This is a genomic window from Streptomyces similanensis (assembly GCF_039543625.1).
GTDB classification, from domain to species: Bacteria; Actinomycetota; Actinomycetes; order Streptomycetales; family Streptomycetaceae; genus Streptomyces; species Streptomyces similanensis.
Genome location: NZ_BAABKC010000112.1, coordinates 67,679 through 88,403, shown reverse-complemented (window position 1 = coordinate 88,403; position 20,725 = coordinate 67,679). Strand labels below are relative to the sequence as shown.

Here is a 20,725-nt window from a genome sequence, read left to right as displayed (position 1 = left end):
TCCAGGCCCGCCCCTCCTCACGAAGCCGTCGGCGATTGCTCCGGACTGCCGTAGGGCCGTGTGATGATCTCCATGCCGTGCCCGGCCGGATCCATGAAGTACAGGCCGCGCCCGCCGTGGTGATGGTTGATCTCTCCGGGCTGCTTGAGGTGCGGATCGGCGTAGTACGTGATCCCGGCCTGCCGGATGCGCCCGAAGGCGGCGTCGAACTCCTCGTCGGAGACCAGGAACGCGTAGTGCTGCGTGACGATCGACTCCGCGGGGACGGACGCGAAGTCCAGGGTGACCCCGTTCGCGGTGGTCACGGGGATGAACGGGCCCCATTCGGTCCCGGTCGCCAGCCCCAGTACGTGCGCCAGGAACTCGGCCGACTCCCGTTTGTCCCGGGCATGGACGATGGTGTGATTCAACTCGACTGACATAGGTGGAGAGCCTCCGCAAGGCACCTCACGGCACCTCCATGCCTCACCCGACCGGTGACCGACACGCGATGCGTGCGCACGATCCTAGACAGCGGCGCCCACGCCGTCGAGGTGTCCTCCGGCACACAGACCTCTTCCGGCCACGACGTCCTCCTGTCCCGGCGGCCGCGCCCTACGACGGCGAACCCGGCGAACCCGGCGCGGCCGGCGAAGCACTCCCGCCCTGAGGCAGCCGCCTAAAGGGGCGGGCGGCCGCTCAGGGAGCCGCCGGGGTCGTCGGTCAGGGCGAGGCGGGCGGTGACGCGCTTGCCGACCGGCTCGCGCCGCGCCTCGAAGCCCTGGGCGACGGCCATCACTATCTCCAGGCCGTGCTGCCCGACCCGGCCGGCGTCCGCGGCCCGCGCGACGGGCAGCACCGGATCGCGGTCCCACACCGAGACCTCCACCATGTCGCCGATGACGCACAGGTCGAGCAGCGCGGGGCCGGGCGCGTACTTGCGGGCGTTGGTGACCAGCTCGCTGACCACCAGCTGCGTCAGGTCCATCGCGCGCCGGGAGACGGTCAGGCCGTGCCCGTCCCGCACCCGGGCGAGGAAATCGGCGGCCAGACGGCGGGCGTGGGCGATGTCGGCGCCGTCCCCGTCCAGGGTGACCGTGGTCTGGATGGCCTGCTCGTCCGGCGTGACGCCGTCCTGATCCACCGGCACTGATTCCAATGCTGCCGCCTTCACTCCCCCGTCGGCACCCCGCGCGCCTGCCCGCCTCCACGCGGCACACGCCCGCACCCCCTCCCCCGGCTGCCCGGCGGCGTCAAGGGCGTCGCCCGCACCGTTCAGGGCAGCGCTGCGGGCCAAGGTCTTGATGTGCCAGTATCACCCACATGCCCGAAGGACATATGACAGAGACACAATCTGCTGATCAGTCACCGCGCCCTGACGTCGGGCTGTCGGTCACCGCCACCACCGCCGACGGCATTCACGTCCTGACCCTGGCCGGGGAGATCGACCACCACACCGGCGACACCCTGCGCCGGGCCCTGGACGTCGAGGCCACCGGCCCCGTGCGCATCGCGGTCGACATGGGACAGGTGACCTTCATGGACTCCAGCGGCATCAACATCCTCATCAACGCCCATCACGCCGCCGCCGCGACAGGAGGCTGGCTGCGTCTGGCCGCACCCGTCCCCGCCGTCCTGCGCACCCTCCAGATCGTCGGGATCGACGAGGTCATCGACTGCCACCCCACCCTCCCCGACGCCCTCGACCACTGACCGCCCGCAGGTGTGGGACGGGCGGCTTCGCCCCTCCCCCCGGCTGGGCCGCCGCCGTCCCCCGTCGTGCCGCGCCCGGGGCGGGGGCCGGCCTCAGCCGCGGTCCAGGCCCCAGGTCTGCAGGGCGAAGGGCCGTCCCTTCTCCTCGCCCGTGATCAGGGGCACGTCCAGGAGGCTGAAGCCCGCCTTGGTGGCGACCGCGACACTGGCCGTGTTCTCGGCCTCCAGTTCCAGGATGACCCGCTCCGCGCCCAGGTGCTCGAAGGCGTACGCCGCCATGACGCGCACCGCCCGTGCCGCCAGGCCGCGGCGCCGGTGCGCCGGGCCGATCGCGTAGCCGAGTTCGGTGCCCTCGGGGGCGCGCCGGACCATCACCTCGCCGAGGGGTGCGCCGCCGTCCACGGTGACGGCGAGCAGCATGGCCGTGCCCTCCGCGCGCAGCCGCCGGTCCTTGTCGAGGCGGGCGCGGGCGGCCTGCTCGTCGAACGGCGAGACGAGCGGGGTCCAGTACGCGATGTCGGGGTGGTCGAACAGCGCCGGCATGGCCGGGAGGTCCGTCTCCGTCCAGTCCCGCAGGACGAGGCCCTCCCCCGCGAGCCGGATCCGCTCGGGGAACGGGGACGTGGCGCTGCTCATGCTGAAGGACCTCCCTGGCCTGTTCGAACGAAGCAGGATAACCGGCCCGCGGGCGAGACGGCGTTGCTGTTTCCCCGGACCGGCGGGCGAGACGACGCCGGCACGTCCGGGACCGGCGGGCGGCGAGACAACGCCGGTACGTGCCGGGACCGGGGCCGTCAGCGCCCCGGCGTCCCGGACGCCGGGGAGCTGACGGCCCCGGCCTTCCCCTCGCCTCCGAGCTTGCGCAGCAGTCCCAGCAACGCGTCCCGCTCGGTCGCCGTCAGCGCCTCGAAGCACTCCGCGAGGACCGCGTCGGCGACCTCGTGGCCGGCCGCGAGCATCCGTTGCCCTTCGGGGGTGAGGTGGTGTTCGATGCGCCGGCCGTGCCCGGGGCGCCGGTCGACGAGCCGCTGGGCCACCAGTCGCCCGGCGAGCGTGCCGAAGGCCTGCTCGCTCTGGAACGTCGCCGCGGCCAGTTCCCGCGCGCTGGCGCCCGGCGTGCGGCTGATCGCCCGCAGCGCGTCCCACTGCGCGAGCGTGCTGCCGACGGACGCGAGGCGGCTGTCCAGCGCCCGGTGCTGACGGTACTGGACGGCCTTCACGGCCCTTCCGAGGATCTGCAGTTCAACGGCCATGCCGGCCAGACTAACATCGCGAATAAACTTGCTTATATAAACATCCTTAGTTACTGTCCTCGGCATGACGACCCAGCAGATGATCACCGCGTACGGCCCCGCCGACGGCCGCCCCGTCCTCGTCCTGCACGGCGGCGGCGGGCCGGCCACCGTCGCCCCGATCGCCGAGCACCTCGCCGCGACCGCCCGCGTCCTGCTCCCCACCCACCCGGGCTGGAACGGCACGCCCCGGCCCGACGACTCCACCCGCGTCGCCGACCTGGCCGCCGCCTACCTCCGCCTCCTGCGCGAGCGCGACCTCGTCGACGTCCTGGTCGTCGGCTCCTCGCTCGGCGGCTGGATCGCCGCGGAGCTGGCGACCGCCGACGACGAGGGCCGGATCAGCGGCATCGCCCTGATCGACGCGGTCGGCATCGAGGTCGACGGCGCACCGGTGCGGGACTTCTTCGCCCTGGACGCGCGGGGCGTGGCCGCGTACGCGTACCACGACGCGGAGCGCTTCTACGTCGACCCGGCGACCGTCCCGGCCGAGCGACGCGCCGTGTTCCAGGCCAACATGGAGAGCCTGCGCCGCTACTCGGGCGGCCCCGCCATGAGCGATCCCGCGCTCCGGCCCCGCCTCGCGGCCGTCACCGTCCCCACGCTCGTCCTGTGGGGCGAGAGCGACCGCATCGTGACCCCGGCCTACGGCGAGGAGTACGCCGCCTCGTTCGCGGACGCCCGCTTCGAAGTGGTAGCGGAGGCGGGGCACTTGCCGCACCTCGAACAGCCGGAGCGCACCTTCGCCCTGCTCGACGACTTCGCCGCGCGGACCACGTGCGGCTAGAGCCTGTCCGGCGCGTTCCCGGTCCCCGTCCCGGGGGCCCGCGCGACCTCGGGTCGGCAGTCTCACCCGGCCGGGCGGCCGCTCACACCTGGCGGAAACCACGAGGATCCGGCCGGCGTCCCGCACATACGGCTCCGTCACCCGCCCCGCGCGACTCGGCTCAGCCGGTCGCGTAGTCGGGGTAGTCGGGCAGCGCCAGCCCGGAGTGCGCCGCGCGCCCCTCCTCCGCGCCCGCCGTCACCAGGGCCCGCGCCGTCGCGCCGGCGTCCCGCAGCACCCTGTTGCGGGCCTCCAGCTGCTCGCGCGTGGTCGGCGTGACCACGGTGCCGCCGCCGGTGGCCAGCGCCTGGTTGCGCTCCGCGAAGGGCCGCATCCGGCGTTCGTACGCGGCGAACGCCTCCGCGTGCCCGGCGTGCGTGGCCAGCTCCCCGGCCAGGACGTACGCGCCCACCAGGGCGACGCTCGATCCCTGCCCGGACAGGAACGAGGTGGCGTGCGCGGCGTCGCCGGCCAGCGCCACCCGGCCGTGCGACCACTTGGGCAGGTGGATCTGGCTGACGATGTCGAAGAACAGGTCGTCGGCCTCCCGCATCTCCGCCACCAGGCGCGGCAGGTGCCACACCCGCTCCGGGAAGCGGCTCGCCACCAGGTCGCGCTGCGCCCCCGGGTCGCGGAACGCCTCGAAGGGCGGTGTGGCGCGGGTGAAGGTGAGGAAGCCGTGCACCCGCTCGGACGGTTCGTGGGCGTACAGGACCGCGCTGCGGCCCGGCTCGTTCCAGATCACGCCCTCGTGGCCGAGCCCGAACTCGTTGGGCAGCGTGAAGCCCGCGAAGACGTGCCCGAGGTAGTGGTGGAAGGGCTCCTCCGGGCCGAACACCAGCCGGCGCGTGTTCGAGTGCAGTCCGTCAGTCCCGATGACCAGGTCGAAGCTGCGGCGGCCGCCGCCCGCGAACTCGACGTGCACGGCGTCGCCGTCGTCGTCCAGGGTGGCGATGGAGTCCCCGAAGAGGAACTCGACCCGGTCGCGCAGCGGCGCGTACAGCGCGTCGGCCAGGTCGCCGCGCCGGATCTCCAGGTCGAGGCCGGCCGCGCCGCCGGTCATCTGCTCGGGCGAGAGCGAGCCGACCGTCGTGCCGGCCGCGTCGACGAAGGTGATGCGCTGGGTGTCGACGTGCGCGGCCCGCAGCCGCGGCAGCAGGCCCATGCGGTCCACGACCTCGCGGGCCGTGCCGCGGATGTCGATGGCGTAGCCGCCGCCGCGCACGGCCGCGGCCTTCTCCACGACGGTGACCTCGAAGCCGTAGCGGTCGAGCCAGTGGGCGAGCGCGGGACCGGCGATGCTCGCCCCGGAGATCAGGACGCGGCGGGCGGGGCGTGAAGTGGGGTGCACGGCGTCGAAGCCTCTCCGTAAAGATGCGTACCTTAGGTATCCTTGTTCGGGCCGCGCGGCAGTGGCCGACGCGAACCGTCCCCGTCACTATAGATACCTAACTCAGGTATGTAAATGGAGGTGTCATGGCCCCCGAGTCCCCCGGGGCGTCCGGGCCGGAGACTCCCCACTCCGCCCTGCTCACCGTGCTGCCCCGGATCACCCAGCTCAGCGCCGCCTTCAGCAAGGGCCGCCTGGTCGACCGTGCCGTCGAGGCCGCCGGTCTCACCCTCGACCGGCCCGCCATGGGCGTCCTGGTGTCCCTGCGCACGGCCGACGGCGCGCTCCGGATCGGCGAGATCGCCGAGCGCATGCAGGTCGTCGGACCGCACATCACCCGCCAGGTCCAGGCCCTGGAGAAGCGCGGTCTGGTACGGCGCGTCGCCGACCCCCTCGACCGCCGGGCCAGCCTCGTCGAACCGACCGAGGCCGGCCGGGAGGCGGCCGACCGGTACGTCGCCTCGATCCTCGGCTGGTTCGCCGACGCGATCGCCGACTGGCCCGGGCAGGACCGCGACGACCTCGCCCGCCTGCTGACGCGCCTCGCCGACGACGTGACGGCCCGGCTGGCCCGGCTGGACGACGAGGTCTGACGAGGTCCGACGACGCCCGAGGGCGACCGAGGGCGACCGAGGGCGACCGACGACGACTGAGGACGACTGAGGACGGCTGAGGACGGGGACCCCCGGTCCCGACGCCGGGGCCGGGGCCGGGGGTCTCGCCTCAGCTGCCGGGTACGGACCCGGGCCCCGGCGTCACCTCAGGTGCCGGGTGAAGAAGTGGGCCGCGGCGTCGCCCGCGAACCGCGGGACGCCGGTGTGCCCGCCCAGGTGGGCGTGCAGGGACTTCTCCGGGGAGCCGAAGGCGTCGAACAGGTCCAGGGACGCCTGCCGGTCGTTGCCCTCGTCGTCCCACTGCAGCAGGACGTGCAGCGGAATGGCGACCCGCCGGGCCTCCTCGACAAGGGCGCGCGGGACGAGGCTCCCGGCGAACAGGACGGCGGCCGCGATGCGCGGCTCGACCACCGCCAGCCGGATCCCGATGGAGATCACTCCCCCCGAGTAGCCGACGGGACCGCCGACTTCGGGCAGCGCCAGGAGCGCGTCCAGGGCGGCCCGGCATTCCGGGACCGCCTTGTCGACCAGCGGGAGGACGAGCGCGTCGACGAGTTCGTCGCCGACCGGCTCGCCGGCCCGCATCGCCCGGCGCAGGTCGGCGCGGGCCTGTTCGAGGGCGGCCCAGCGGGGCCGGTCACCGCTCCCGGGGAGTTCGACGGTGGCCGCGGCGAAGCCGTCCGCCGCTGCGTGCCGGGCCCGTTCCGCCAGCCGGGGACGCATCACGCGCAGTCCGAGCGGGGGGTGGCCGAGCAGGATCAGCGGCGCCGGTGCGGACGCCGACGCGGACGCGGGCGTCCACAGGATGCCGGGAAGGTCGCCGAGGGTGAAATCGCGCTCCAGGACGCCGTCTTCGAGGCGCTGTTCGGACGTGAAGTGCATGGTCGTGCCTTTCGGGAATGCTCAGGAACGGCGCTCCCGGGCGACCCGTCGCCCGACCGTGACCCCAGGGGGAAGCACCCATGTCGATACTGCGTTCACGGGTACCACCTCCTCGTCCTTCGGCACGGCCTCCGGGAACGTAGCAGCGGCCGCGGAGGTCCGCCAAACGGTTTTTCGCGGGGCTCCGGAAAGGCGGGCGTGCCGGTCGTCTTGTCGAGCGTCCACCCCGTCGACATGCTGTGAACATGACATTCCTGAGACGTCTGTTCAGCGCTGCGGACCCGCGGGCGGGCTCGGCGGGGTCGCGGCGCGGCGGCCGGCAAAGAGCGCTCACCCTGGCCCCCGTCGTCGCGATGACGGTGGCCGCCACCCTCACCGCGACGCCGGACGCCGGGGCCGCCGTGCCCGCGGCGCCGCCGGGCTTCACCCTCACCTGGAGCGACGACTTCAACGGCGCGTCCGGCACCGGCATCGACCAGAGCCTGTGGAAGTACGACACCGGCCCCGGCAGCAGTTTCGGCACCGGTGAGATCGAGACCATGACCAACAGCACCTCGAACGTCTCCTACGACGGCCAGGGTCATCTGGTGCTCCAGGCCCTGCACTCCGGTTCCGACCCGCGCGGCGGATGGACCTCCGGGCGCGTGGAGACCCAGTCGGCGTCGTTCGGCGCCCCGGCCGGCGGCGTCGTGCGCATCGAGTCCGTCCTCCAGCAGCCCAACGTCACCACCGCCAACGGCGCGGGGTACTGGCCGGCGTTCTGGATGCTCGGCGCGCCGCTGCGCTCCGGTGTGACCTGGCCGAAGTCCGGCGAGATCGACATCATGGAGGACATCAACGGCCGCAGCTCCGACTTCAGCACCATCCACTGCGGCGTGAACCCGGGCGGGCCGTGCAACGAGTCGACCGGCATCGGTTCGGGTGAACGCCCCTGCCCGGGCTGCCAGACCGGCTTCCACGACTACGCCGCCGAGATCGACCGCTCGGTGTCACCGGAGCAGGTCCGGTTCTACCTCGACGGGAACAACTTCTACACCGTCAGCGCCGATCAGGTGGACGCGACGACCTGGTCCGACGCGATCGACCACCCCTTCTTCATCATCTACGACCTGGCGATCGGCGGCGGCTTCCCGGACGCCTTCGGCGGCGGCCCGAACGCGGCGACGGTCTCCGGCGGCAAGCTGGTCGTCGACTCGGTGGCCGTCTACAACAAGGCGCCCGGCTCCGGGGGCGGTGGCGGCGGTTCGGTGAGCGGTCAGACGATCACCGGTCCCGGGGGCAAGTGCGTGGACGTGGCCGGCGACGACACCGGTGGCGACGGCACCGCGGTGCAGCTGTGGGACTGCCAGCAGGCGGCCAAGGACCAGCACTGGACCTGGAGCGGCCAGACCCTGCGGACCCTCGGCAGGTGCCTGGACATCGCCGGCGGCAACAGCGGCGCGGGGACGCCGTTGCAGCTCGCCACCTGCAACAGCGGCGGCTACCAGTCGTGGGTGCGGCAGCCGGACGGCTCGTTGCGCAACCCGGCCAGCGGCCGGTGCGTCGACTCGCCCTCGGGCGCCACCGCCAACGGCACCCGCCTCCAGATCTGGGACTGCAACGGCTCCGGCGCGCAGAAGTTCGCCATCGGCACCCCGATCTACGGTCCTGGCGGCAAGTGCGTGGACGTGGCCGGCGACGACACCGGCGGCGACGGCACCGCGGTGCAGCTGTGGGACTGCCAGCAGGCGACCTCGCTCGACCAGAAGTGGACGTGGAGCGGCCAGACGCTGCGCACGCTGGGCAAGTGCCTGGACATCGCGGGCGGCGTCAACGCGGCCGGTACGAAGCTCCAGTTGGCCACCTGCAACGGCGGCGGCTACCAGAACTGGGTGGTGAACGCCGACGGCTCGATGTCCAACCCGACCACCGGCCGGTGCGTCGACTCGCCCTCGGGCGCCACCGCCAACGGCACCCGCCTCCAGATCTGGGACTGCAACGGCGCCGCCGCCCAGAAGTTCGCCCTGGCGTGAGCTTTTGGGCGTCCGCCGAAGGGACCGGGTAGGGCAGGAGGTGTTTGTCCAGGTTTCGTAACGGAGCGCGCGGTGCGCAACGAGCGGGGCGGCCGGCCCCTCTGGGTGGACAGCGGGGCGCATCGGGCGCCTCGTACCGGGGTCGGGTCTCGCCACCTGCGCGGACCCGAGGAAGGAACGTCCATGACCAGGACGAAGAAGACCGGGATGACGGCACGGGGCGGCCGGGCGGCGGTGATCGGCGCGCTGGGTCTGGCGTCGGTGGCGCTGGCGGCGGCGCCGGCGTTCGCCAAGGGCTCCGTGGAGATTACGGCGCCGCGCACCGCCCAGGTCGGCAAGACCATCACGGTCACGGCGCACGGCGGCGACGACAGCGCCGGCTATCTGCACCAGCTGTGCCTGGAGGAGAACGGGTTCGGCGAGGGGTGGCACCAGGAGACGTGCAGCGCCGCCGTGCGGGGCGACGCGAAGGTCACCGCGAAGGGCACCTCCGCGCGCCGCGGCGACCTGCGCTTCCGTGCGGTGCTGTACGGCCTGACCAGCAAGCACGACCAGAAGCCGGTGCGCCTGCACGCCTCCGATGTGGTGACGGTGCACGTCCGCTGAGCGGAGCGCGGCCGCGGACAGCGGATACGACGGCTGTCCGCGGCCGCGCGGCGCGCTGTTCCGCCGGACTACCCGGGGGCGGGTGCGGGGTGCGGGCGTACGGCGCCTTCGGGGCCGCCGATCGTCACCGCGCCGCGGAAGCCGTCCGGCGCGAGGGTCGCCATCGTGTCGAGCGACGCGTCGGGAACGGGCAGCAGGTGTGCGTCGACCCAGGTGTCGCCGGTGGCCGCGTGGGTCCAGGGGTCCTCGATCACGACGGCGCCGGGGACCGCGCCGTGGCAGAGCACCCAGTGCGGGACGTCGAAACCCTGCATCGCGGCCAGCGAGATCAGCAGCAGCACCTGGTCCCGCCGCCCTATCGCGGTCCGGATCCGCGCCAGGGGCAGGGGGCGCGGGTCGATCGGGACACCGGTCCGTTCGGCGTCCGTCCGGGACGCGCGCTGGAGCAGGGCGCGCCACTCCTGTTCGTCCCGCGGGTAGTGGTCGAGCAGGACGGGGCGGTCCGTGTCGAGGTGGACCGTGACGGGGGACGCCGGCCAGGCCCGGCGCACGGCGACGCCCAGCCCCACCGGCTCGCAGGCGGGGAAGTTGGTCGCGTCGCGCCACAGCGTCAGCTCACGTTCCCGGTCCAGGGCCTGCGGCGACAGCGCGCCCGCGTGCGCCTGCGCGACCAGCGCGGTGACGGCGCCGCACGTGAAGTGCGTGCTCTGGCGGTAGTACGGGGGCTCCGCCACCGGCTCGCCCCCCAGCCAGCGGACGTAACCGGTGCCGGGGCCCGCCGCGTCCTCGGCCTCCGCGCGGGCGGGCCGCAGCGGGGTGAAGCCGGCGGCAGCGGCGGCCTCGGGACTCGCCGTCCATCCTTCCCACTTGACCTGTGCGAGCCCTTGGCGGCGGGCGTGGGCGACCACCGCGCCGACGGCGGCCGGCACGTCGCCGACCGCGTCGACGATCTTCAGATAGGAGGTGTGCGGGCGGGCCGTCGCCAGGGCCGCGGCGGTCCAGTCGCCGCCGTCGCCGTCCGGGACGGCCACGAGGCGAGGTGCGTGGGGCAGGCGGTCGGCGGTGCGCCAGCGCTCCAGGACCTCCGGGGGGCCGATCCTCAGCAGCGCGGGCGGCGGTGCGTCGGACGCGAACGGGACGACGACGTGGTGGTCGGCGGTGCTCTTCTTCACGGGCGGTTCCTGCTGTCGCGGCGGTCTGTGTGCTCTCGGTGGTCCGGCGTCCCCGTCATGCGCGGGAGCGCCGCAGCACCCAGATGAAGTACGGAGCGCCGACCAGGGCGACCATGAGGCCGGCCGGCAGCTGGGACGGGGCGACGAGGGTGCGGCCGAGGGCGTCGGCCACGCAGACCAGCAGCGCGCCGAGCAGCATCGCGACCGGGATCACGCGGACGTGCCGGGCGCCGACCAACGACCTGGCCAGATGCGGCGCGACGAGCCCCACGAAACCGACGACGCCGACGGCGACCACGCTGAGCGCGGCGAGCACCGCGGCGATCGCCAGCGCGGCGAAGCGCACACGCTGCGGGCGGACGCCGACGATGCGCGGGGTGTCCTCGTCGACGGCGAGCAGGTCGAGCCGGTCGCGCAGGACGAGCAGCACCGGCAGCGCGAGCGCCAGGGCCGCCGCGACCGGTACGACGTCGGGCAGCGTGCGGCCGTAGGTGGTGCCGGAGAGCCAGGTGAAGATCCGGGGCGTGTTCCACGGATCGGCGCGCAGCAGCAGGAACGTGGTGACGGAACTGAGGCCGTACCCGCAGCCGATGCCGATCAGGACGAACCGGTCGGGCAGGAAGCCGCCGCGCCACGACAGCAGCGCGATCAACGCGAAGGTGGCCAGCCCCGTGCCGACCGCGGCCGCGACGAGCAGCGGCCGCCCGCCGGACAGGCCCGAGGTGACGACGGCCGCCGCCCCCAGACCGGCGCCAGCGGTGATGCCGAGCACGCCGGGCTCCGCCAGCGGGTTGCGCACCGCGCTCTGCACGGCGCACCCGGCCAGTCCGAGCGCCGCGCCGGCGACGATCGCGGCCGTCACCCGCGGGACCCGGTCGTCCAGCGCCTGGCCGATGAGGTCCGGGGCCGCGCCCTGGAGCCAGAGCGCGACGTCGCCGGTGCGCAGCCAGAGGCTTCCGGCCAGGACCGCGACGAGGGCCGCGCCGGCCAGCAGCGAGGCCGCGCCGCACACGACGAGGACGAACGCGCGGCGCGACCGTACGGCGACCCGGGTGGGCGGCGCCTGCCGGGGACCGCCGGTGTCGCGGAGGCGGAGCGCGAGGACCACGATCAGGACGGAGCCGAGCAGGGCCGTGGGCACGCCGGTCGGGATGGCGGCGGCGCCGTCCGCGCCCTGCACCGCGCGCAGCGACGCGTCCGCGAGCAGGACGAGCAGCGCGCCGAGCAGCCCGGCCGCGGGCACCAGGAGCAGGTGCCGGCGCAGCGCCCGGACCCGTCCGGCGAGCAGGCGGGCCAGTACGGGCGCGCCGAGGCCGACGAAGCCGATCGGGCCGGCGAGGGTCACCGCCGTGGCGGTCAGCAGCACCGCGCAGAGCACGGCGGCGACGCGGGTGGACCGGATCGGCACGCCCAGGCCGGCCGCGGCGTCGTCGCCGAGGCCCATCACGTCCAGTCTCCTCGACAGCGCCAGGGCGGCGCACAGCACCACGGCCACCAGGGGGAGGGCCCGCGTCGAGGCGTCGATGTTCAACTGCGCGAGCGAGCCGCTGCCCCACGCGAAGAGGCCGGTGGTGTTCTGCCGGAACAGGACGAGGAGCATCGACGTCCCCGCGTCCAGCGCCATCGCGGTCGCCGACCCGGCGAGGATCAGCCGGGTGCCCGTGGTGCCGGCGGCCCGGCCCGCCAGGAGCAGGACGAGAGCCGCGGCGGCCAGTCCGCCCGCGAAGGCCACGGCGCCCGACGCCCACAGCGGGACGGTGAGGCCGGTGGCCGCGACGACCGACAGGGTGAAGTAGGACCCGGCGGTGACCGCGAGCGTGTCCGGGGAGGCGAGCGGGTTGCGGGTGACGGACTGGAGCAGCGCGCCGGCGCAGCCGAGGGCGAAGCCCACCGTCACGCCCGCGAACAGCCGCGGCAGGCGCGAGCCGGTGAGGATCTCGCCGACCGGCGCCCCGCCGCCGTCGCGTCGCCCGGCGAGGTGGCGTACCAGATCGCCGACGCCGACGCCCGACGTCCCCTGGGTCAGGTGCCACAGGCCGACCAGGACGGTGGCGGCCAGCAGGACCGCCAGGACGGCCGCTCCGGCGGGGCCGCCGCCGCGCTCGGCGCGCCGCGGCAGGTCCCCCCGGGGCGCCGTGTCCGACGGGGTCGCCGTGTCCGACGAGGGCGCCGTGTGCGTCCGGGGCGCCGCCTTCTGCCGGGTGCTCACTTCTTGTCGAGTACGTCGACGTACGCGTCGATCGCCTGTTCGCAGGAGCGCGGGCCGCCGGCGCCCCAGACCCGTGCGGGGAAGGCGTGCGCGCGGCCTTCCTTCACGGCCGGGATGGTCTTCCAGATCGGGTTCTTCGCCAGGGCCGCCACGTATCCCCCGGCGCCTTCGTCGTTGGCGTAGAAGAGGTTGGCGTCGCCGACGGCGGTGAGTCCCTCGACGTCGGTCTGGGCGAGGCCGTAGGCGGGGTCGACGCCGCCGTCCCCGTGTGCCTTGTTGACGGCGTCGGTCCAGGCCGGCCGCATGCCGAGCTGCTCGCCTATCTCGGTGAACAGCGCGCCTTCGCCGTAGGGCCGGACGGTGAGGTTGCCGCCTTCCAGCCATCCGTCGAAGAACAGGAAGTCCTTCGTCGGCAGATCGGCGTCGGCGACCCGCCGCTTGGCCTTCGCGAGGTGGTCGTCGAACTCCTTGAGCACCTGGCCGGCGCGCTCGGTGCGTCCCGTCGCCTTGCCGATCATGCCGAACACGTCGCGCATGTTGCCGATCGGGTCCTTGGGGTTCGCGCCCTTCGTGGCCATCACGGGGACGCCCCGCTTCTCCAGCTTCGCGATCATCTCGTCGTCGGCGGCGAACGCCTCCACGACGATCAGGTCGGGCTTCGCGGCGTAGAGGGTGTCGAGGTCGGGTTCCTCACGGGTGCCGATGTCGGTGACGCCGGCGGGCAGCTTCTCCGCGCTGACCCAGGTGCGGTACCCCTTCGCGTCGGAGACGGCGGCGGGGGTGACGCACAGGGTCAGCGCGTCCTCGATCTGCTGCCATTCCAGGACCGCGATCCGCCGGGCGGGCCTGTCGAGCTTCACCGTGCGGCCCACGCCGTCCGTGAAGGAGACCGGCTTCGTCGACGTGGCCGTGGTGTCCTGGGCGCAGCTCTCGGACACGGGCGAAGCTCCGGCGGCGCCGGTGGCCTCGGGCTTGTCGACGGCGGTCGTGCCGCAGGCCGTCGCGGCGAAGGCGAAGAGCCCCGCGGTGGCTGACGCCGCCAGGCGGTGGGCACGGTTCATGGAGGTTCCTCTTTCTTGCTTTCGTGCGTTCGTGCGTTCTGGCGTCGCCTCGCGGCGGGGGTGTCCCGCGTCAGGCGGGGTGGCGTCCGAGGGGGTCGATGCGGAGCCGGCCCGTGCGGGGGTCGATCTCGACCTCGACGCGGATGTCGTAGACCTCGCCGATGTTGTGGGCGGTCAGGACGTCGGCGGGGGCGCCCGCCGCGTGCACCCGGCCGCCCCGCATCAGGACCAGCGTGTCGGCGACGCGGGAGGCGTGGTCGAGGTCGTGCAGCACGATCCCGACCGCGATGCCGTGGTCCTCGACCAGGTCGCGCACCAGGTCGAGCGTCTCGATCTGGTAGCGCAGGTCCAGGTGGTTGGTCGGTTCGTCCAGCAGGACGACTCCGGTGTCCTGGGCCAGGCAGGCGGCGAGCCAGACGCGCTGCATCTCGCCGCCGGAGAGTTCCCCGACCGGCCGGCCGGCCATCTCCCGCACGCCGGTGACGCCCATGGCGTGGTCGACGGCGTCGCGGTCCCCGTCGGTCGGCCCGGCGAAACCGCGCCGGTGGGGGTGGCGGCCGAAGGCCACGACCTCCGCGACCGTCAGTCCTTGCGGCGCGGGCCTGGACTGGGAGAACAACGTGACCTCGCGGGCGAACCGGCGTGCGCTGAGCAGGGCCGCGTCCCGCTCGGGTCCTCCGTCGGCGGCGCCGAGCGTGACCCGGCCGCCGTCCAGCCGGTGCAGGCGGCACAGCGCGCGCAACAGGGTGGACTTCCCGCTGCCGTTCGGCCCCACCAGAGCGGTGACCCGGCCGGCCGCCAGGGCCAGCGAGACGCCGTGGACGACCGGGACGCCGCCGTGGCGCAGCACGAGGTCATGCCCGTGCAGGGCGGGCGACGGCGTGCCGGGGGCGGGACGCCGCGCCGGGCGGCCGGCGGGGCGGGTGGGGCTCGTGGGCATCGGGGAGTCCGGAGGGTCGGAGGGACACGGGGCTGCGGCACCCTCCGTCCGGCCGCCCGCGACCGGGCAGCGCAGTCTCCCCCGCACGGACGACGCCGTGCGCGGCGAACAAGAACTAAGGGTTGCCTAACTCCGTGCAGGCTATAGTCCGCTCGCCATGTCGACAATCAGGAGTTCTGGACACGCGATACGGGATTCCGGACACCGCCGGGACGCGGTCCGCGCCGGGTCGGGCCTGACGCGACGTCAGGCAGCGTCGCTCCGCGAGTCGTTCGGGACGGCCGGGTCGTCAGGGCCGACCGGGTCGGTCGCGGGGGTGCGGTCGGCGGCGTCGAAGAACGCGCCCGGCGTGGTGCCCATGACCCGCCGGAAGGCCGCGATGAAGGTGCTGGGCTGCGCGTAGCCGAGCGTCTCGGAGACGGTCAGCACGTCGCATCCCTCGGACAGCAGCGTCAGCGCCCGGTGCACGCGCAGCAGCTGCCGCCACTGTGCGAACGACAGTCCGGTCGTCTGGCGGAACGCCCGGGTGACCGTGCGCTCGCTGATGCCCAGACACCCCGCCCAGTCCTCCAGCGAGCGGCCGTCGGCGGGATCGTCCAGCAGGGTCTCGGCGATCACGTCGATCCGCGCGTCGCCCGGCAGCGGCAACGCGAACTGGCGGTGCGAGGGGCTCAGCACGTCGAAGACGACCGCTTCCGCCCGTGCCCTGGCCGCCGCGTCGAGATCGGTGCGGGAGAGATGGGTCAGCAGCGACTCCAGCAGCGGTGTCATGGCGATCGCCTGCGGCCGCTCGCCGGCGAACGGCGTGCGGGCGGGGTCGAAGAAGGCGTCGTGGAACCGGGCGCCGGCCGTCGCCCGGCCCGCGTGCACCACTCCGGCGGGCAGCCACAGGCCGTGCCCCTCGCACACGGTGAAGACGCGGTCCGCCACGCGGGAGGTCAGCGTTCCCCCGCGTACCCAGACGAGTTCGTGCAGGAGGTGCGCGTGCGGTGACCACTCCGTGGGAACGGCGGGCACGTGGAGTCCGGCCGTGATGACGTGGGCGGCCTCGGCGCGCGCGGGAAGCGCGGCGGCCGTGCGCACTTCGGTGCCCTTCTCGCGCCGCCACATCCCGGGATGCGCTGCACCACGGGACGAACGGACCATGCGCGGGAGTCTATCGGGGGCCTATGGGTCCACGGCGGACAGGGGGGCGCCCGCCGCCGCGGGTCAGTGCCGACCGGGGAGGCCGCCCGGGGTGTCGGGGTCGTCCGTCGCGTGCACCGTGGCCAGATCGGCGAGACCGGAGATCGTCAGGACCGGCGTCAGCAGCGGGGAGGCGATCAGTTCGAGCCGGTCGGCGTGGGCGAAGAGCACGCTCAGCCCCGCGCTGTCGAGGTACTCCACCTCGGTCAGGTCCAGGACGAGCGGGCCGGGGGTGTCGTCGAGTGCCTGGGCGAGGGCGCCGATGTTGCTCATGTCGATCTCCCCGGCGGCCGTCAGCCGGGGGCGGCCGTCGGCGCACCGGCCGGGGACGAGGGAGAGCGGGGTGGTCATCAGGCGATCCTCATGTGCATGTCGACGATGGTTCCGGACGGGCCAGGAGTGATGGTGACGTGCTGCATCAGGGCACGCATCAGGGCGACACCGCGACCGCGGTGGGCGTTCAGCTCGGGCTGCGGGGGCTTCCACTGTCCGGTGTCCGCGATGGTCAGGTGCAGATCGTCGACCAGGGCCTCGGCCCGCAGCCGGACGATCTCGCCGGGCGCGTGGCGGTGTCCGTGCTCGACGGCGTTGGCGCACGCCTCGCCGGCCGCGACCAGGATGCTCTGCACGGTGCCGGGCGGCAGGTCGCACTGGCCGAGCCAGCTGCGCAGCGCCTTGCGGACGGGCGCGAGCTGGGAGGACTCGGCCGGGAAGGAGACCTCCAGCGGGGCGGGGTGACGGTACAGCAGCAGGGCGACGTCGTCGTCGTACCCGTCCGCCGGGGCGAGGCGGTCCATGACCTGCGTGGCGAGGTCGTCGACCGTGGCGTTCCGGCCGTCCTGGACCGCTTCGCTGGCCTGGCCGATACCGGCGGTCAGGGGGCGGCGCCGGCGCTCGACCAGTCCGTCGGTGTACAGCAGCAGGGTCGCGCGGGCCGGCAGCAGGCACTCCGCCTCGGGGCGGGCCGTGCCGGGACGGACCGCGAGCGGGATGGACCGCCCGTCCTCCAGCAGGCGGGTGGTGCCGTCGGCGTGGGTGACGATGCCCGGCGGGTGCCCGGCGCTGGAGTAGGTCAGGCGGCCGGTCCCGGGGTCGAGGACGCCGCAGAAGACGGTGGTGCACGGGGCGCCGGGGATGCCGGCCGCGAAGTGGTCCAGGGCCATCAGGGTCTGGGCGGGGCCGGCGTCCTGGAGCAGCAACGCACGGCAGGCGCTGCGCAGTTGGCCCATGACGGTGGCCGCTTCCAGTCCCCGGCCCACGCAGTCGCCGACGACGATCCCGATCCGGCCGTCGGGCAGCGTGATCGTGTCGTACCAGTCGCCGCCGACCTCCAGCGGCTGGGTGGCCGGTTCGTAGCGCACGGCGAAGCCGTCCGGGAGCCGGGAGGGGCCGAGGATGGCGCGTTGCAGGGCGAGGGCGGTCTCCCGCTGCTGGTCGATCTGGTGGGCGCGGGACAGGCCCTGGGCCAGATGGCCGGACAGCAGCGACAGCAGCAGCTGGTCCTCGCCGGTGAACGGCCGGTCGTCGCCGAGGTCGATCCACAGGGCGAGCGGGCCCTCGGGGTGTTCCAGCAGGATGCCGGCGCCGGTGTGGTCGGCGACCGGGGTGAGCGGGGCCTGCTCGCGCAGGCCGGTGAGCGCGCGACGGCGCTCGGCGGTCAGGTCCTGCCAGGCGGAGGCGTCGGTGGCGGTGAGCGACGGCGTGTCGCCGTGCTGGAACACGGCGGCCAGCACGCACCGGGCCCGCCAGAGGGTGCGCAGCTCGCCCAGCGCCGCGGAGAGGGCGTCGGGCAGACTGGTGGCCCGGGACAGGCCGGTGGTCAGCGCGGCCAGGGCGCTCTCGCGCTGGATGGCGTAGTGCTCGGCGGTCACGTCGCGGAAGGTGCCGACCGTGACGGCGCGGCCGCTGTCGGGGTCCTGGGCCTGGGCGAAGGTGGCGGTCACCCACAGCCGGTGCCCGTCGCGGTGCTTGACGGGGATGGTGTACGAACCCCGGGCGGAGGTCCGCAGCCGGTCGAACGCCTCGCTCACCAGCCGGTGGGCCTCGTGGTCGGTGTCCGCGTCCGGCCACCACGGGTGGACCGGCGCGTAGGGCAGGCCCTCGGGTCCGTAGCCGAGGATGTCAGTGAACGCGGTGTTGGTCTCGATGACGGCGCCGGTGTCGTCGCAGACGAAGAACGCCTCCTGGAGGGAGTCCACCAGGGCGGTGCGCCAGCGTGCCTGGTGACCGCGCAGCCTGGCCAGTTCCACGTTGGCGCGCACCCGGGCAAGGAGTTCGGCCGCGGCGAACGGCTTGACGAGGTAGTCGTCGGCGCCCGCCCGCAGACCCTCGATGGACGCCTCCTGACCGGCCCGGGCCGACAGCAGCAGCACCGGCACGGCGGCGGTCCGCGCGTCGGCGCGCAGCGCCGCCACGAGTTGCAGTCCGTCCACGCGCGGCATCATCACGTCGCTGACCACGAGGTCGGGCGCGTCCGTGCGCAGGACGTCCAGGGCTTCCTGGCCGTCGGCGACGGCATCGACCTCGTAGCCGGCGCCGGTCAGGATGCGGGTGAGGTACTCGCGCATGTCGGCGTTGTCGTCGACGACCAGCACCCGGGCCCGGGCGGCGGGGCCCGGGACGTGGGCGGCGCCGGTCTCCCCGGCCGGCTCCGGCACGCCGTCCGCGCCGGCGGCGGCGCCGGGGTCGGCGGGCAGCCAGCGCAGCGCCTCCTGGAGGTAGGGGTCGGCGGAGGCGGAGACGGCGCCCGCGGGCGTGTGCGGGGCGACCGCCTCGGGCGGCAGATGGGCGGCGCCGAAGGGCAGGCTGATGGTGAAGCGGGTGCCCTCGCCCTCGGTGCTGTCGGCGGTGATGGTGCCGCCGTGCAGGCCGACCAGTTCGCGCACCAGCGCCAGCCCGATGCCGCTGCCCTCGTTGGAGCGGGAGCGGGCGTTCTCGATGCGGTGGAACCGCTCGAACAGCCGGGGCAGTTCGGCCGCCGGGACGCCGATGCCGGTGTCGGTGATCGTGACGACCGCCCGGCCGTCCCGCTCGCCGGTGGCGACGCGGACGGAGCCCTCGAAGGTGAACTTCAGCGCGTTGCTGAGCAGGTTGAGGACCACCTTCTCCCACATGCCGCGGTCGAGGTACACGGGCCGGTCCGGCGCCGCGCAGTCGACGTGGAAGTCCAGTCCGGCCCGGTCGATCGCGGACCGGAAGACGCTGGCCAGCTCGCCGGTGACGGTGGCCAGGTCGACCGGTTCGTAGCGGGCCTGCATCCGGCCGGCCTCGATGCGGGCGAAGTCGAGCAGGGTGTTGACCAGCTTGCCCAGCCGCAGCCCGTTGCGGTGGATGACGTCCAGTTCCTCGCGCACGTGCTCGTCGGACGGGGCGAGCCGGGTCCGCAGTTCCTCGACCGGGCCCATGATGAGGGTGAGGGGGGTGCGGAACTCGTGGCTGATGTTGGAGAAGAAGGCGGTCTTCGCCCGGTCCAGCTCGGCCAGTTCCTCCGCGCGCCGCTGCTGGGCCTGGTAGCTGCGGGCGGAGGCGATGCCGGTGGCGAGCTGTCCGGCGGTCAGCTCGATGAAGCCGCGGTAGGCGTCGTCCAGCGCCCGGTAGCGGTTCAGAGCGGCCACCAGGAACCCGTAGGGGGTGTCGCCCTGGCGCAGCAGCGGCACCACGAGCGCCTGCGTGGGCGGCTCCGGCCAGGCGCCGCCGGGCAGCCCGGCGAACGGCGCGCCGTCGAGCCGTACGAGTGTCGCCTCGGAGCGGGACAGCGCCGCCGCGGGCCACACCGCGTCGGGGTCCTCGAAGGCCACGGCGGCGGGGGCCGCGGGATGTCCGCCGGGCAGTCCGGTGGCGGCCGCCAGCCGGGCCGTGCCGTCGTCCTCCAGCAGATAGGTCAGGGTGAAGGGCAGGTCGCTCTGGTTGCGGTCGAGCTGCCGTCCGGCGAAGTGGAGCATCTCCTGCTCGGTGCGGATCACGCTCGGGTCGGAGCCGAGGTCGCGCAGCGTGGCCATGCGGCGCTCGCCGATGACGCGTTCGGTGTCCTCGCTGACCACGCAGAGCATGCCGACGACCCGGCCCTCGTCGTCGCGCAACGGGCTGTAGGAGAAGGTGTGGTAGCTCTCCTCGGTGTATCCGGAGCGCTCCAGGAACAGCAACAGCGCCTCGTCCCAGGTCGCTTCCCCGGTCCTGAGCACGGTGTCGATCCGGGGGCCGATGTCGTCCCAGATCTCCGCCCACACCTCGCCGGCCGGACGGCCCAGCGCCCACGGGTACTTCTGGCCGAGGGTGTCGCGGCGGTAGGCGGCGTTGCAGAAGAACGTCAGGTCCGGTCCCCAGGCCATCCACATCGGGAAGCGCGAGGACAGCAGGATGCTCACCGTCGTCCGCAGGCTCTGCGGCCAGCCGGCCGGCGCTCCCAGCGGTGTCGCCGCCCAGTCCACCCGGGCGAGGTCACGGCCCACCACCGCGTCGGCCGCGAACAGCTCTTCCGCCGCCGGTGGTTCGTGCTCAGCGTTCTCGGGCCGCGCCACGCGACTTCCCCTTCGTTCGTTCACGGCCGGTCGCCTGCCCCGGCCCTCACCCGTGTCCACGTCCTGTACGCGACTTCCCGCGGAAGGACTCGATCCGGTGTTCCCACGGATCCGCGTGGCTGCGCCGGCCTGCCGGCCGACGCCGAGGCCGCCACGGGGAGTCCGGTCTTCCGCTGCCTGAAAGTCCCGGTGCCGCTCTCTGCGAGAGCGGTGCGACTCCGTAGGATAGACGAGCTGAACCGTGCACTCGACCGGCCCAGCGCAAGCCAGCACCGCGTGCCACGACCCCGGCGCGAGGACGCTTCGTAGAACCCCGCGGGACAGGAA

At 74.0% G+C, this 20,725-nt stretch carries 18 protein-coding genes; 5 read left to right on the top strand and 13 right to left on the bottom strand.

What is annotated here, in order from left to right:
• Positions 1–17: 17 nt before the first annotated feature.
• Positions 18–422, bottom strand: a complete 405-nt coding sequence (locus ABEB07_RS31740) for a VOC family protein (protein WP_176146840.1) — start codon at positions 420–422, stop codon at positions 18–20.
• 236 nt (positions 423–658) lie between these two features.
• Positions 659–1,123, bottom strand: coding sequence for an ATP-binding protein (locus ABEB07_RS31735; protein ID WP_425589121.1), 465 nt, complete (start codon positions 1,121–1,123; stop codon positions 659–661).
• A 194-nt stretch (positions 1,124–1,317) separates the two neighbouring features.
• Between ABEB07_RS31735 and ABEB07_RS31730 the strand changes: the two genes are divergently transcribed.
• Positions 1,318–1,692, top strand: a complete 375-nt coding sequence (locus tag ABEB07_RS31730) for an STAS domain-containing protein (RefSeq protein ID WP_345671491.1) — start codon at positions 1,318–1,320, stop codon at positions 1,690–1,692.
• Between the two features lie 93 nt (positions 1,693–1,785).
• On the opposite strand, the gene ABEB07_RS31725 is transcribed toward ABEB07_RS31730, so the two are convergent.
• Complete coding sequence (locus ABEB07_RS31725; protein WP_176146843.1) at positions 1,786–2,328, bottom strand: GNAT family N-acetyltransferase; 543 nt, start codon at positions 2,326–2,328, stop codon at positions 1,786–1,788.
• Positions 2,329–2,486: 158 nt separating this feature from the next.
• The gene (locus ABEB07_RS31720) at positions 2,487–2,945 is read right to left on the bottom strand and encodes a MarR family winged helix-turn-helix transcriptional regulator (RefSeq protein WP_345671490.1); all 459 of its coding nucleotides are present in this window, start codon (positions 2,943–2,945) and stop codon (positions 2,487–2,489) included.
• 64 nt (positions 2,946–3,009) lie between these two features.
• Here ABEB07_RS31720 and ABEB07_RS31715 point away from each other — a divergent pair, with 64 nt between their 5' ends.
• Positions 3,010–3,771, top strand: a complete 762-nt coding sequence (locus ABEB07_RS31715; RefSeq protein ID WP_345671489.1) for an alpha/beta fold hydrolase — start codon at positions 3,010–3,012, stop codon at positions 3,769–3,771.
• Between the two features lie 160 nt (positions 3,772–3,931).
• On the opposite strand, the gene ABEB07_RS31710 is transcribed toward ABEB07_RS31715, so the two are convergent.
• Positions 3,932–5,161, bottom strand: coding sequence for an FAD-dependent monooxygenase (locus tag ABEB07_RS31710; RefSeq protein ID WP_345671488.1), 1,230 nt, complete (start codon positions 5,159–5,161; stop codon positions 3,932–3,934).
• Positions 5,162–5,286: 125 nt separating this feature from the next.
• Here ABEB07_RS31710 and ABEB07_RS31705 point away from each other — a divergent pair, with 125 nt between their 5' ends.
• The gene (locus ABEB07_RS31705; RefSeq protein ID WP_164586249.1) at positions 5,287–5,793 is read left to right on the top strand and encodes a MarR family winged helix-turn-helix transcriptional regulator; all 507 of its coding nucleotides are present in this window, start codon (positions 5,287–5,289) and stop codon (positions 5,791–5,793) included.
• Positions 5,794–5,955: 162 nt separating this feature from the next.
• On the opposite strand, the gene ABEB07_RS31700 is transcribed toward ABEB07_RS31705, so the two are convergent.
• On the bottom strand, positions 5,956–6,696 hold the full coding sequence (locus tag ABEB07_RS31700) for a dienelactone hydrolase family protein (RefSeq protein WP_345671486.1): 741 nt from the start codon (positions 6,694–6,696) through the stop codon (positions 5,956–5,958).
• 245 nt (positions 6,697–6,941) lie between these two features.
• Here ABEB07_RS31700 and ABEB07_RS31695 point away from each other — a divergent pair, with 245 nt between their 5' ends.
• Together ABEB07_RS31695 and ABEB07_RS31690 are read left to right on the top strand one after the other, a co-directional pair.
• Positions 6,942–8,708: a ricin-type beta-trefoil lectin domain protein gene (locus ABEB07_RS31695; protein ID WP_345671485.1), complete on the top strand. Its 1,767-nt coding sequence runs from the start codon at positions 6,942–6,944 to the stop codon at positions 8,706–8,708.
• 183 nt (positions 8,709–8,891) lie between these two features.
• On the top strand, positions 8,892–9,314 hold the full coding sequence (locus tag ABEB07_RS31690; protein WP_345671484.1) for a hypothetical protein: 423 nt from the start codon (positions 8,892–8,894) through the stop codon (positions 9,312–9,314).
• Between the two features lie 68 nt (positions 9,315–9,382).
• Here the strand turns inward: ABEB07_RS31690 and ABEB07_RS31685 are convergent, their stop codons facing one another.
• The 7 genes from ABEB07_RS31685 to ABEB07_RS31655 form a co-directional block, all read right to left on the bottom strand.
• Positions 9,383–10,486 carry a peptidase C39 family protein gene (locus ABEB07_RS31685; RefSeq protein ID WP_345671483.1) on the bottom strand — a complete coding sequence of 368 codons (1,104 nt, stop codon included), beginning with the start codon at positions 10,484–10,486 and terminating at the stop codon, positions 9,383–9,385.
• A gap of 55 nt (positions 10,487–10,541) precedes the next feature.
• Complete coding sequence (locus tag ABEB07_RS31680) at positions 10,542–12,695, bottom strand: iron ABC transporter permease (RefSeq protein WP_345671482.1); 2,154 nt, start codon at positions 12,693–12,695, stop codon at positions 10,542–10,544.
• Positions 12,692–13,756: an iron-siderophore ABC transporter substrate-binding protein gene (locus ABEB07_RS31675; protein WP_345671481.1), complete on the bottom strand. Its 1,065-nt coding sequence runs from the start codon at positions 13,754–13,756 to the stop codon at positions 12,692–12,694. Before ABEB07_RS31675 ends, ABEB07_RS31680 begins: the two co-directional genes overlap by 4 nt.
• Positions 13,757–13,826: 70 nt before the next feature.
• Entirely contained in the window at positions 13,827–14,696 is an 870-nt protein-coding gene (locus ABEB07_RS31670; protein ID WP_345671480.1) for an ABC transporter ATP-binding protein, read from the bottom strand.
• Between the two features lie 246 nt (positions 14,697–14,942).
• The gene (locus tag ABEB07_RS31665; RefSeq protein ID WP_345671479.1) at positions 14,943–15,842 is read right to left on the bottom strand and encodes a helix-turn-helix transcriptional regulator; all 900 of its coding nucleotides are present in this window, start codon (positions 15,840–15,842) and stop codon (positions 14,943–14,945) included.
• A gap of 63 nt (positions 15,843–15,905) precedes the next feature.
• A complete protein-coding gene (locus ABEB07_RS31660; RefSeq protein WP_345671478.1) occupies positions 15,906–16,232 on the bottom strand; it encodes an STAS domain-containing protein in 327 nt (108 codons plus the stop codon).
• The gene (locus tag ABEB07_RS31655; protein WP_425589118.1) at positions 16,232–20,398 is read right to left on the bottom strand and encodes a SpoIIE family protein phosphatase; all 4,167 of its coding nucleotides are present in this window, start codon (positions 20,396–20,398) and stop codon (positions 16,232–16,234) included. The genes ABEB07_RS31660 and ABEB07_RS31655 overlap by 1 nt, the downstream gene beginning before the upstream one ends.
• Positions 20,399–20,725 lie beyond the last annotated feature (327 nt).